General features: G+C 62.8%; 12 protein-coding genes. 11 read left to right on the forward strand and 1 reads right to left on the reverse strand.

Annotated elements, in window-relative coordinates; translation table 11 throughout:
* The first annotated feature begins 80 nt into the window (after positions 1-80).
* From C8C89_RS05280 to C8C89_RS05290, 3 genes are all read left to right on the forward strand, one after another.
* Positions 81-293, forward strand: a complete 213-nt coding sequence (locus C8C89_RS05280) for a VF530 family protein (RefSeq protein ID WP_071326083.1) — start codon at positions 81-83, stop codon at positions 291-293.
* 12 nt (positions 294-305) lie between these two features.
* Complete coding sequence (locus tag C8C89_RS05285; RefSeq protein ID WP_070219601.1) at positions 306-584, forward strand: DUF4404 family protein; 279 nt, start codon at positions 306-308, stop codon at positions 582-584.
* Between the two features lie 226 nt (positions 585-810).
* Positions 811-3,072: a YgiQ family radical SAM protein gene (locus C8C89_RS05290; protein ID WP_218973501.1), complete on the forward strand. Its 2,262-nt coding sequence runs from the start codon at positions 811-813 to the stop codon at positions 3,070-3,072.
* Positions 3,073-3,197: 125 nt separating this feature from the next.
* Here the strand turns inward: C8C89_RS05290 and C8C89_RS27240 are convergent, their stop codons facing one another.
* Positions 3,198-3,485, reverse strand: coding sequence for a hypothetical protein (locus tag C8C89_RS27240; RefSeq protein ID WP_243857902.1), 288 nt, complete (start codon positions 3,483-3,485; stop codon positions 3,198-3,200).
* 51 nt (positions 3,486-3,536) lie between these two features.
* Between C8C89_RS27240 and C8C89_RS05295 the strand changes: the two genes are divergently transcribed.
* From C8C89_RS05295 to C8C89_RS05330, 8 genes are all read left to right on the forward strand, one after another.
* On the forward strand, positions 3,537-4,394 hold the full coding sequence (locus C8C89_RS05295; RefSeq protein ID WP_243857903.1) for a hypothetical protein: 858 nt from the start codon (positions 3,537-3,539) through the stop codon (positions 4,392-4,394).
* Between the two features lie 48 nt (positions 4,395-4,442).
* Positions 4,443-5,165 (forward strand): hypothetical protein, encoded by a 723-nt coding sequence (locus C8C89_RS05300; protein ID WP_101483205.1) that lies wholly within the window; start codon positions 4,443-4,445, stop codon positions 5,163-5,165.
* 65 nt (positions 5,166-5,230) lie between these two features.
* Entirely contained in the window at positions 5,231-6,361 is a 1,131-nt protein-coding gene (locus tag C8C89_RS05305; RefSeq protein WP_133989066.1) for a zinc ribbon domain-containing protein, read from the forward strand.
* A gap of 8 nt (positions 6,362-6,369) precedes the next feature.
* A complete protein-coding gene (locus C8C89_RS05310; RefSeq protein WP_133989067.1) occupies positions 6,370-7,470 on the forward strand; it encodes a zinc ribbon domain-containing protein in 1,101 nt (366 codons plus the stop codon).
* 163 nt (positions 7,471-7,633) lie between these two features.
* The gene (locus tag C8C89_RS05315) at positions 7,634-8,515 is read left to right on the forward strand and encodes an EamA family transporter (protein ID WP_133989068.1); all 882 of its coding nucleotides are present in this window, start codon (positions 7,634-7,636) and stop codon (positions 8,513-8,515) included.
* A 232-nt stretch (positions 8,516-8,747) separates the two neighbouring features.
* A complete protein-coding gene (locus C8C89_RS05320; protein ID WP_243858248.1) occupies positions 8,748-9,683 on the forward strand; it encodes a sugar ABC transporter substrate-binding protein in 936 nt (311 codons plus the stop codon).
* 85 nt (positions 9,684-9,768) lie between these two features.
* A complete protein-coding gene (locus C8C89_RS05325; protein WP_101483200.1) occupies positions 9,769-11,322 on the forward strand; it encodes a sugar ABC transporter ATP-binding protein in 1,554 nt (517 codons plus the stop codon).
* 18 nt (positions 11,323-11,340) lie between these two features.
* Complete coding sequence (locus C8C89_RS05330; protein WP_133989070.1) at positions 11,341-12,312, forward strand: ABC transporter permease; 972 nt, start codon at positions 11,341-11,343, stop codon at positions 12,310-12,312.
* Positions 12,313-12,328 lie beyond the last annotated feature (16 nt).

Raw genomic sequence — 12,328 nt, forward strand, 5'->3', positions numbered from 1 at the left:
TGACATGGCGCACGCAAGCTTTCCGTGCCGGCGGCGTAGAATTGAGTAAGATGTAAATAAGAAGGCAGTTGAAAGAGTATATGAGTCAGCAAGATTTGAATGGCATTACCCTGGAAGGTATCGTGACGCGCCTGCACGCCCACTACGGTTGGGACGGCTTGGCCAAGCACATCGATATCAATTGCTTCATCAGCGATCCCAGCATCAAGTCGAGCCTGAAGTTTTTGCGCAAGACCCCGTGGGCCAGAAGCAAGGTGGAACAGCTGTACCTGGACACGCAATTTACTGACTGACAGGAAAAAGATATGGATAGCAAACTCAAGGAATCGCTGCAACAGCTGCATTCGACACTGGCAAGCAGCGGCCCCGTCGATGAAGAACTGCATGGTTTGCTGCAAAAACTTGATGTCGACATCAAGTTGCTGATGGAAAAGCGCGCCGCGCAGGAACAGGAAGAAGAGTCGACCACTTATGGACTGGCCGAACGCAGCCAGGAATTGTCGGCCAAGTTTGCCGTCAAGCATCCGAAACTCGAGCCGGCCTTACGTGAATTGGGTGAAATTTTAGCCAATATGGGCATTTAAGCAAGTTTTGAGAAATGCCGGGCCCGTTCCTGCGGGAAAGGGCCACATTTCCCCAAGTGATTGAAAAATAAACGTTTTTTATACGAAAATCCAACAGTAAAAAGCAGGCCGTCAGGTTGGAAATGGCCAATTCCGGTACAATCCGTACCCTATGAGCTCCCCTACCAATTTATTTGCGACCGTTCCCAAGCGGTCTGCCCGCGCTGCCGTGGCGCCTTTCCTGCCGATGTCGCGTGCCGAGATGGACGTGCTGGGCTGGGACCAGTGCGACGTCATCCTCGTCACGGGCGACGCCTACATCGACCATCCGAGTTTCGGCATGGCCCTCGTCGGCCGCCTGCTCGAAGCGCAGGGTTACCGCGTCGGCATCATCAGCCAGCCGGACTGGCTGTCGGCCGAAGCGTTCCGCATCCTCGGCAAGCCGCGTTTGTACTACGGCATTACCGCCGGCAACATGGATTCCATGGTCAACCAGTACACGGCCGACCGCAAGATCCGCTCCGATGATGCCTACACGGCAAATGCCGAACCGAACAAGCGCCCGGACCGTGCCGTCACCGTGTACGCCCAGCGCGCGCGCGAAGCGTATTCCGACGTGCCCATCGTCATCGGCAGCATCGAAGCGTCCCTGCGCCGCATCGCCCATTACGATTACTGGTCGGACAAGGTCCGCCGTTCCGTTCTGCCCGATTCCAAGGCTGATTTGTTGATCTTCGGCAATGCCGAGCGGGCGCTGGTCGACCTGACCCACCGCCTCGCCGCCGGCGAATCGATCAAGGATATCCGCGACTTGCGCGGCACGGCCTTCATGGTGCCGTCCGGCTGGTTGCCCGGCGACGATTGGGGCGTGCACAATTCCACCCGTGTCGACGTGCCCGGCAAGATCGACCCGCATTACAGCCCGTACGAGATGGTGCAGGAAGACAAGACCGCCTGCGCCACGGAAAATGCCTCGAAATCGGCCGAAGTCATCAAGCCGATTCGCATCATGAGCCGCGAAGAGCGCCTGGCCATGGCCAAGGAAAAGCACGACAAGACGGTCGTGCGCCTGCCCGCCTACGACGTCGTCAAGGATGACCCCGTCATGTATGCGCACGCCTCGCGCGTGTTCCACCTGGAATCGAATCCCGGCAATGCCCGTGCCATGGTGCAGGCGCACGGCGAACGCGATGTGTGGCTCAATCCGCCGCCGCTGCCGCTGGCCATGGACGAGATGGATGGCGTGTACGACATGAATTACGCGCGCGCGCCGCATCCGAGCTATGGCAAGGCGCATATCCCGGCCTGGGAAATGATCCGCTTTTCCGTCAACATCATGCGCGGCTGTTTCGGTGGCTGCACCTTCTGCTCGATCACCGAGCATGAAGGGCGCATCATCCAGAGCCGTTCGGAACCGTCGATCTTGCGCGAGATTGAGCATATCCGCGATAAAACCAAAGGATTTACGGGCACCATTTCCGATATGGGTGGTCCCACGGCGAATATGTACCGCCTCGCTTGCAAGGAAAAAGAGATCGAAGTGTCGTGTCGCCGCCTGTCGTGCGTGTATCCGTCCATCTGCGTCAACCTTGGCACGGACCACAGCAAGCTCATTTCCCTGTACCGCAAGGCGCGTGCCATTCCCGGCATCAAGAAAGTACTGATCAGCTCGGGCTTGCGCTACGACCTGGCCGTGCGTTCGCCCGAGTACGTGAAGGAACTGGTGACGCACCACGTCGGTGGCTTGTTGAAGATCGCGCCCGAGCACACGGAAGAGGGCACTTTGTCGAAGATGATGAAGCCTGGCATCGGCGCGTATGACGAGTTCAAGGAAATGTTCGACCGTTTCTCGCTGGAAGCGGGCAAGAAGCAGTACCTGATCCCGTACTTCATCGCCGCCCATCCGGGCACGACGGACCTGGACATGCTGAACCTGGCCCTGTGGCTGAAGAAGAACAATTTCAAGCTGGACCAGGTGCAAACCTTCATGCCCACGCCGATGGCCATGGCCACGACGATGTATCACACGCGCAAGAATCCTTTGCGCAAGGTCACGGCAGACTCGGAAGTGGTGGAAACGGCGCGCAGCGGCAAGATCCGTCGCACGCACAAGGCTTTCCTGCGCTACCAGGACCCGGCCAACTGGCCGATCCTGCGCGAAGCGCTGGTCAACATGGGCCGTGGCGACTTGATCGGCAATGGCGACAAGCACTTGATTCCTGCCTGGACCTCGTCCGAGTCGGGCGGCCTGGCCGCAGGCGAACGCAGCCGCCAGACACATGGTGCCGGCACGCCGGACAAGTTCAAGGTCACGCCGGGCAAGAACCGCATCGCTCTGGGCGGTACGGCAGCGGCGCCGAAGGCGTCGGCTGCCGAGTCGAAGGTGCGGCCATCGATCTTGTCGACCATCAAGACGAAGGCCAAGCCGGCCGCCGTGCCGATGGGCCGTGGCAGCAAGCCGCCCGCCAAGGGTAGCCATGCCGCGCCGGCACGGGGCGGACGCAAGTAAACTGTCCTCGGCGCCTCGGGCATAGCCTGAAAACCCGGCAACGCGTATGCGTTGCCGGGTTTTTTGCTCTCTGCGCACCAAGATGGTGCGCGACACCTCCCTGGCGGCTGGATTTTTACTAATATTTAAAAATTGAATAGAGCAAATGGCAATTTTCTCTTGTGGCAACTTGGTGTTTGAAAATATACTCGTTGAATATTTAGCCGTACGGCAACAAAGCTGCCATTCTGGCAAGCGATAAAGGCGTACGGCGTCAGCGTTGATATGAAAAGAGATGCCAATTGAAATGCCTTTCCTGCCAGGCCGAGAATAAACCGGGCGCAAAATTCTGTTCTTCCTGCGGCACGACGTTTGCCGTTGCCACACCCGCTGCCGCCCCGGTGCCAGGCAAATCCTGTGGCCAGTGCGGCCATGATTGCAAGGCCGATGCCAGATTCTGCCCCAAGTGCGCGTTCAGCTTTGCCGTGGCGCCCGTCGCCGCAGCGGTGGCGCCGCCTCTGCCGGAACCCGTCATTGCACCCGCCATCGAGCCCGTGCCTGAACCTGTCCCGACGCCAGTGGTGGAACCTGTCACCGCACCGGCGCCGCCGCCCGTGCTGGAAAAGCGCCAGCCTGACGCCGCACCGGCACCCGCACCCGCACCAGAACCAGAACCAGAACCAGAACCAGAACCAGAACCAGAACCTGTCCCCGCGCCCGCACCAGAACCCGCTGCCGCAGCCGCCAGCGTGTCCGAAGCGCCAGCCGACAACCCACCGGGTGGCAGCCCCTTCAAGCTGATTGCCGCAGCCGTCGCAGCGCTAGTGCTGCTGGGCGGTGCAGGCGGCTATTATTTCCTGTCAAGCAAGCCGCCAGCATCGCCGCCGGCACCCGTGCCCACCGTGCAGAAGGAAGCTGCGCCTGCCGCCGAGAAGCCGCTGGTCATCAGCGACCCTGTGTTCGATGGCGCCACGGCGACGGACCCTGCCGTGACGCCAGCGGCGCCCAACCCGGCGCCCGCACCGGTTGCCGCCCCTGCGCCCGCCCCCGAGCCTGCACCAACGCCAGCACCAGCGCCAGCCCCGGTCGTGGAAAAGCCGGCCAAGCCTGTCAAGGCAGCACCGCCAGCCGCCCCCGCCAACAAGGCTTCCGGCCTCGAAAGCGTGATCACGGAGAGCCTGTCGGAAGCGAGCCACTGCATGAGCCAGCGCAAATACGACTGTGCCATTGCCAACGCGAATGCCGTGTTGCGCATGGACAAGGGCAACCGCTACGCGCTCGACCTCAAGCGCAAGGCGAAAGAAGCGCAAGACAAGGCCCTGTCGCAAATCCAGATCGAGTAAGCCGCGCTGCTTGCCTTTCCCCCTATTTTGTTCCTCCCGGAGAATAACGTGAAAAACTTGAAACAAATTGCCAAGCCCATGGTGGCGCTGCTGGTCGTATCCTCGATGCTGGCCGGTTGCGCCACGCCGGGTGGCCCGGGCGCCACCGGCACCACCACCGCAGGCACGGAAGCGGCCAGCGGTGAATGCAATACGGCCATGCTGGCCGGCATCGGCGCCGTCGTGGGCGGCTTGCTGGGCGGTGGCACCAATACCGTGCGCGGCGCTGCGCTGGGCGCCAGTCTGGGCGCACTCGCCTGCGTGGCCTTGAATTATCAAAGCCAGCAAGTCAAGACGGCGCAGCAAGTGCAGGCCGACTACAAGGTGGCCAACAAGGGCAAGCTGCCCGAGCAGTCGACGCTGGTGAAGTATGAGACGGGCTTTACGCCGTCCTCCGTGCGTCCGGGCCAGAAGGCGCAGACCAATTCGTATATCGAAGTGGCAGCCGGCACGCGCGATCCGAACCCGCTGGTGGAAGAAGAATTGAGCCTGTACAAGCCAAATGGCGACCTGATCAAAACTGTGCGCAAAGTAGTCAGCAGCAACAACGGCAGCGGCGCCTACAAGGGCGGCTTCTCGATTCCCATGCCCGAAGGCGTGCCGCAGGGCATTTATCCCGTGCGTACCGCCTTGTACCTGAATAGCAAGCGTGTCGGTGGCCAGGACGTCAAACTGCAGATCGTCCAGCGCCAGGCGCCTGCGGGCGAGCTGCAGCTGGCGCTTGCCTACTAACACCGCAATACCACGGGGCGGCCAGGCAGGCCGTCCCATCCCGATTTCCCCCTTCCAGGCTAGACATGACCATTTCCACAGAAGCACATAAACCGTTTCCCTTTTCCTCCGCCGTGGGATCGCTGATCGAAGCGACCGACGCCATCAAGAATTTCCGCGCGATTGCCCTGCTGGCCCTGACCTTCATCGGCGCCGTGCTCGTCGGTGGCGTGCTGACGATGCTCGCCGGCAGCATGAGCAGTGTCGTGCTGGCCTTCCTGGGCGGCTTGATGGCTTTCCTGGTGATGTTTTACGGTTCCAACGCCGTAGGCATCCTGCTGATGCGCGATGCGCAGGGCCAGCCTGGCTTGAGCCTGGTTGATGCCGTGCTCGTCTCGCTGTACACGAGCCACCGCCTGATCGCAGTCGTCTTCCTGGAATTCCTGATCGTGCTGGCGGCCATGATCGCCATCGCCATCATCTTGTTCGTCTGCAAAATCCCCGTGCTGGGCCCCGTGCTGTACGCGGTGGTCTTTCCCCTGTCGGCCATCGTGCTGGGCGTGCTGGTGTTTGCGCTGTTCTACGTGATGCTGCCGCTGGCCGGCCCTGCCGCCTGGTCGGGCGCCAGCGTATTCCAGATCATTGCCCGCCTGAACCTGATCGTGCGCACCAAGCTGGTGTCGGTGATCCTGCTGGAAGTGCTGCTGTTCCTGATCACGTCGTTTACCGCGCTGCTGATCTTTGGCGTGCTGGGCACGGGCGTATCGCTGACCACGGGTATGTCGGCTGGCATCCTGGGCCTGGGCGGCCAGATGAATATGTACGCGCTGGCCTCGGGCCTGGGTGGCGGCAGTGGTTCCGGCTATATCATCGCTGCCGGCCTCGGCGGCGGCTTGCTGATGGCGGCCGCAGCCGTTGTGCCTGGCCTGATCTTCACCAAGGGCGTGTGCATCATTTACCTGAACGCCACGCGCAATGTCGATTTCAGCGCCTCGGAAGCGAGCCTGAACGACGGCCTGGCCGTGGTCAAGAAAAAGGCCGAGGAAGCGCGTGAACGTGCGCGCGCCCTGGCCGAGCAGGCGACGGCCCCAGCCGCTCAAGCCGCCCCGGCAGCGCCAGCTGCTGCGCCGGCTGACAGCCTGCAATGCCCGAACTGCAAGGCACCGGTCGCGTCCGATGACGTGTTCTGCGGCGAATGCGCGCATAAACTCAAGTAAGGCAGACCATGGCGCAATTTTGTAAACAGTGCGGCACCGCCCATACGCCCGACGCGCGTTTTTGCGATGAATGCGGCAAGGCCGTCAACGTCGCGTCGTCGCCCACACCTGCTCCTGCATCGGCTGCCGTACCGGTTCGGGCCGGCATGCAACGGCGCCACCTCATCCTTGCCGGCGGCGTGCTGGCGGTAGTCATCGTGGCCGGTGGCGCCCTGGCGTGGCTGCTGGCGCCCGAAGCGGCCTCGGCCAGCAGTTTCAGCCGTGCCATCAACGCCCATCTGGCAGCCGATGAGGCGGCGCGCGACAAGTTGCTGTGCCTCACCAACTTGCCGTACCAGAAGGAAGAGATCCGCGTGGCCTCGTACGACAGTTCCACTCGGCAATGGCTCGATATCCTCGTGCGTAGCGGGCTCTACACCGCTCCCGTCGAGCAAAGCAGCGGTGGCTGGCTTGCGCAACCGCAATTTGTCTACGCGCTGGCCGCCCCCGGCAAGGCCGCCTTGCACGGCAACAAGCTGTGCGTGGCCAAGGGCGTGAATGTGGCCAAGGTCAGCGGCTACGAGCAGGTACGCGAGATGGGTGGTCAGCAGGTAGCAATGGCCACTGCCAAGCTGGCCTTGACCGATGAGGCGACGTGGCTCGCCAAATCGCCGGACCGCGCACTGATCCTGCAACGCTTGCCGCACGGCGACCTGGAAGTGGAATTGCCGCTGGCGCTGGTCGACAAGCAATGGCAAGTCACCGACCGCGCGCAACTGCAGCAGGCCGCCATGAGCATGGCCATGGCAGGGGCCTTGGGCAAGGCGTCGGCCACCCAGGGACCGGGCATGCTGGACAAGCTGAAAAGCATGTTCAGCTTTGGCGGCCACCCGCTGGTGGGCAAATGGAAGAGCTCGACGGGCCAAGTCCTGGAATTTACAAAGGACAGCATGATCGAGAACGGCAAGACGAGCAAGGCCACCTTTGCGACGGAAGGCAATGTCGTGACGATCATCTCGGAAGAGGGAGGCGGCATGGCTGCACAAATCAGCCTGAGTAACAGCAACAATACGGCCATGCTCACCGTCGGCGGCATGCCGATTGCGGCGATGCAGCGCGTGCGCGATTAAGCATCCGGCAGGCGGCGCAGCGTGCCGCCTTGCATCATTCCAGAAGCCCGGCCATGCCGGGTTTTTTTACGCCCGCCAGGCAGCGGCGTGCCCGTCAATTTATCTTGACATCAAGATAGTCCGCGTCCACACTGGACTTTTATCTTAATGTCGAGATAGTTGCATGACCTCTTCTTCTGCCCGTCCCGCCTGGGGCGATATCGTGCTCACGGCGCTGGCGCCCCTGATCTGGGGTTCCACGTATATCGTCACGTCCGAACTGCTACCGCCCGATCGTCCCTTCACCGCGGCCCTGATCCGCGTGTTGCCGGCCGGCTTGCTGTTGCTGCTCCTGATGCGGCGCCTGCCCGCGCGGCGCGACTGGGGCCGCGTGCTGATTCTTTCCGCGCTCAATATCGGCGTGTTCCAGGCGCTGCTGTTCGTCGCCGCCTACCGCTTGCCTGGCGGCTTGGCGGCTGTGGTGGGGGCCATCCAGCCGCTCTTGGTGATGGGCCTGGCCTGGGGCGTGGAAGGGCGCCGTCCGGCCCGCCTGGCGCTGCTGGCCAGCGTGCTGGGCGTGGCCGGCATGGGCGTCCTATTATTGTCGCCGCGCACGGTGTGGGAACCCATCGGCATCGCCGCCGCGCTGGGCGGCACGGCCTGCATGGCGGCCGGCACCTATCTGACGCGGCGCTGGAAGCCGGACTTGCCCGTGCTGGCGCTGACGGGCTGGCAATTGCTGCTCGGCGGCCTGATGCTGGCGCCCGTCGCCTGGCTGGCCGATGCACCCTTGCCGCCGCTGTCCCTGCAGCAAGTGCTGGCCTACGCCTACCTGTGCCTGGCCGGCGCCCTGCTGGCGTACGCCTTGTGGTTCCGCGGCATCGCCCGCCTGTCACCCGTGGCCGTGTCCTCGCTGGGACTGCTTAGTCCCCTGATGGCCGTCGTGCTGGGCTGGGCCTTGCTGGGCCAGGCCATGACGGGCTGGTCGATGCTGGGCTTGCTGCTGGTGCTGGCCAGCGTGCTGGCCGTGCAATGGGCCAGTGCCCGCCCCGCAACAAAATCCTGACTGACGCGCATTTCCCCTCGGCAGGCTGATCGCATCAGCCTGTTCCTGTCCCTCTGGGCGCGCCCTTTTTGCTGCACCGCACATACAGTTTTGCTTGCACTGATATGGGGCATTGAGGCACTATTCGCTTCGCGCAAACGTTTGCGCGCAATGAAATTCCATAAAAGCATGATTTACACGTGCTTGACCAACAACTCTGGAGACGCTCATGACATCCCGTATTCGCCTGAAAATGATTGCCGCCGCTGTCCTGGTGTGTGCCTTGCCCGCCGTGCCGGCGATGGCGCAGACACCAGCCAAACCAAAGGTGGCGCTGGTGATGAAGTCGCTCGCCAATGAATTTTTCCTGACCATGGAAAATGGCGCCAAGGCGCATCAGAAGGCGAATGCCGCCAAGTACGACTTGCTGTCGAACGGCATCAAGGATGAGACGGATACGTCGAGCCAGATCAAGCTGGTCGAGCAGATGATCGTCTCGCGCGTCAACGCGCTGGTGATCGCCCCAGCCGACTCGAAGGCGCTGGTGCCGGTGCTGAAGAAAGCCATCGACGCGGGCATCATCGTCGTCAATATCGACAACAAGCTCGACGAAGGCGCCCTGAAAGAGAAGGGCATCACCGTGCCGTTCGTCGGTCCGGATAACCGCAAGGGCGCCAAGGTCGTCGGCGACTTCCTGGCCAAGCAGATCAAGAAGGGCGATCCCGTCGGCATCATCGAAGGCGTCTCCACCACCTACAATGCGCAGCAGCGCACCCTGGGCTTCCAGGACGCCATGAACGCGGCCGGTGCGAAAGTCGTCAGCGTGCAGTCGGGCCAGTGGGAAATCGCCCCCGCCAACACGGTGGCCGCCGCCATGCTGAATGCCAACCCGAACATCAAGGCCTTGCTGTGCGGTAACGACAACATGGCCATCGGCGCCATTTCCGCCATCAAGGCGGCCGGCAAGACGGGCAAAGTCCTCGTCGTCGGCTATGACAACATCAACGCCATCAAGCCGATGCTGGCCGATGGCCGCGTGCTGGCCACCGCCGACCAGTTCGGTTCGCAGCAAGCCGTGTTCGGCATCGAGACCGTGCTGAAAGCCCTGGCGCAGAAGAAGAAACAAGCCGATCTGGGTGGCGTCATCGAAACCAAGGTCGAACTGGTCGCCAAGGGCGCCAAGTCCTGATCGTTTGATCCCGCCGGGGCCGGTGCCCGCGTACTCGTGCGAGTAGGCGGCGCCGCTCCCGCCGCCCCTACCGCGGAGTTTTACCATGCCTACCGACATCCCCCCGGCGCCATCAGCCGCCACCCCTCTATTGACCCTGGACAACATCGGCAAGTCCTATGTCGGCCCCGTGCTGGGCGGCGTGGGCTTGCGCTTCGCCCCTGGCCAGGTGCTGGCGCTGACGGGCGAGAACGGCGCGGGCAAGAGTACCCTGTCGAAGATCATCTGCGGCCTGGAGCAAGCCACCACGGGCACGATGCTGCTCGACGGCAAGCCATACCAGCCTGCCTCGCGCGGCGCCGCCGAGGCGCTGGGCATCCGCATGGTGATGCAGGAGCTCAATTTGCTTCCCACGCTGTCGATCGCGGAAAACCTGTACCTCAAGAATTTGCCGCAGCGCTTCGGCTTCATCGACCGTACGCGCCTCGAGCGTGATGCGCGCGAACAGATGGAGAAAGTGGGCCTGGGCGGACTCGACCCGTGGACCCTCGTGGGCGAGCTGGGCATCGGTCACCAGCAAATGATCGAAATCGCGCGCAATCTGATCGGTTCCTGCCGCTTGCTGGTGCTGGACGAGCCGACGGCCATGCTGACGCACCGCGAAGTGGAATTGCTGTTCCTGCAAATCGAACGCCTGAAGGCCGAAGGCGTGTGCATCATCTATATTTCCCACCGCCTGGAAGAACTCAAGCGCGTGGCCGACCGCATCGCCGTGCTGCGCGATGGGCAACTGGTGTGCGATGACGATATCGCCGGCCATTCGGCCGCCGACCTGGTCAGCCTGATGGTGGGCCGCTCGGCCGACGATGCGGTAGACCTGAGCGGGCGCACCATAGGCGCGCCGCTGCTGCGCGTGCGGGGCCTGGCGCGCGGCAAGGTCGTCAACCCGACCTCGTTCGACTTGCGCGCGGGCGAAATCCTCGGCATCGCCGGCCTGATCGGCTCGGGCCGCACGGAATTGCTGCGCCTGATTTTCGGCGCCGACCGCGCCGACGCTGGCCAGGTGTTTCTGGGCGACAGCGAAACCCCTGCCGCCTTGCATTCGCCGCAGGCAGCCGTCAAAGCGGGCATCGCCATGATCACGGAAGACCGCAAGGGACAAGGCTTGTTGCTGCGCCAGTCCATCGCCGTCAACACGACCCTCGCGTCGCTCGACACCGTCAGTGGCGCAGGCTGGCTCAACGACGCGGCCGAAGCGTCGGTGGCCGACGATTACATTCAGCGCCTGGGCATCCGCTCGCGCAACAGTGCGCAAACGGTGGCGGAATTGTCAGGCGGCAATCAGCAAAAAGTGGTGATCGCCCGCTGGCTGTACCGCGACTGCCCCGTGATGCTGTTCGACGAGCCCACGCGCGGCATTGATATCGGCGCCAAGTTTGATATTTATCAGGTGCTGGCTGAACAGGCGCGCCAGGGCAAGGGCCTCGTCATCGTATCGAGCGACTTGCGCGAACTGATGCTGATCTGCGACCGCATCGCCGTCATGAGCGCGGGCAGCATTGTCGACACCTTCGAGCGGGGCGCCTGGAGCCAGGACGCGCTGCTGTCGGCCGCTTTCTCAGGCTATTTGACCCCTCATTCCACTCCAGCTGCGGCCTGATCCGCCGGAAAGATTCCCATGACCATCCATTCCTCTCCTTCGTATCTGCAGCGCAGCCTGGCCGACCTGAAAAATTATGCGGGCCTGATCGGCGCCCTGGTCGCCATGTGCGTGCTGCTCTCGTTTGCCAGCGAAAACTTCTTTACCCTGGCAACCTTGAGCACTCTGTCGAACAATATCCCGACCCTGGTCGTGATGGCTGTTGGCATGACCTTCGTGCTGATCATTGGCGGCATCGATTTGTCCGTCGGTTCGGTGATGGCGCTGGCCGCTTCCGTGCTGTCCCTGGCCGTCGTGCACTGGGGCTGGCCCGTGTGGAGCGCGGCCCTGCTGGGCATGTTCGTCGCCGCCCTGTGCGGCGCCACCACGGGCCTCATTTCCGTCGGCTGGCGCATCCCCTCGTTCATCGTCTCGCTGGGCGTGCTGGAAATGGCACGGGGCCTGGCCTATCAAGTGACGAACTCGCGCACGGAATACATCGGCAGCGCCGTTGACGGCATCAGCTCGCCGATCGCCTTTGGCCTCTCGCCCGCCTTCATCGCCGCCATCGCCATCGTCGTCATCGGCCACCTGGTGCTCACGCGCACGGTGCTGGGACGCCACTGGATCGGCATTGGCACGAATGAAGAAGCAGTGCGTTTGTCCGGCATCAACACGAAGCCGTCGAAAGTACTGGTGTTTGCCCTGATGGGCTTTCTTGCTGGCGTGGGCGCGCTGTTCCAGGTCTCGCGCCTGGAAGCGGCCGACCCGAATGGCGGCGTGGGCATGGAATTGCAAGTGATCGCCGCCGTCGTGATTGGCGGCACCAGCCTGATGGGCGGGCGCGGTTCCGTCATCAGCACCTTTATCGGCGTGTTGATCATTTCCGTGCTGGAAGCGGGCCTGGCACAAGTGGGCGTATCCGAACCCGTGAAACGCATCGTCACGGGCCTGGTGATCGTCGCCGCCGTGGTGCTCGACACTTACCGCCGCCGCGGCGAGCGCGCATAATCGCAGGAGAAAGCGC

Origin of the sequence: Janthinobacterium sp. 75 (assembly GCF_004365495.1) — a bacterium.
Taxonomy (GTDB): domain Bacteria; phylum Pseudomonadota; class Gammaproteobacteria; order Burkholderiales; family Burkholderiaceae_D; genus Janthinobacterium.

Excerpts from the sequence above, each read along its gene's own strand:
- C8C89_RS27240 (WP_243857902.1), bottom strand. The coding sequence starts at position 3,485 with ATGGCCGCACTGGCCACAGGATTTGCCTGGCACCGGGGCGGCAGCGGG.
- C8C89_RS05330 (WP_133989070.1), top strand. The coding sequence starts at position 11,341 with ATGACCATCCATTCCTCTCCTTCGTATCTGCAGCGCAGCCTGGCCGAC.
- C8C89_RS05280 (WP_071326083.1), top strand. The coding sequence starts at position 81 with ATGAGTCAGCAAGATTTGAATGGCATTACCCTGGAAGGTATCGTGACG.
- C8C89_RS05320 (WP_243858248.1), top strand. The coding sequence starts at position 8,748 with ATGATTGCCGCCGCTGTCCTGGTGTGTGCCTTGCCCGCCGTGCCGGCG.
- C8C89_RS05285 (WP_070219601.1), top strand. The coding sequence starts at position 306 with ATGGATAGCAAACTCAAGGAATCGCTGCAACAGCTGCATTCGACACTG.
- C8C89_RS05290 (WP_218973501.1), top strand. The coding sequence starts at position 811 with ATGTCGCGTGCCGAGATGGACGTGCTGGGCTGGGACCAGTGCGACGTC.
- C8C89_RS05305 (WP_133989066.1), top strand. The coding sequence starts at position 5,231 with ATGACCATTTCCACAGAAGCACATAAACCGTTTCCCTTTTCCTCCGCC.
- C8C89_RS05325 (WP_101483200.1), top strand. The coding sequence starts at position 9,769 with ATGCCTACCGACATCCCCCCGGCGCCATCAGCCGCCACCCCTCTATTG.
- C8C89_RS05310 (WP_133989067.1), top strand. The coding sequence starts at position 6,370 with ATGGCGCAATTTTGTAAACAGTGCGGCACCGCCCATACGCCCGACGCG.
- C8C89_RS05315 (WP_133989068.1), top strand. The coding sequence starts at position 7,634 with ATGACCTCTTCTTCTGCCCGTCCCGCCTGGGGCGATATCGTGCTCACG.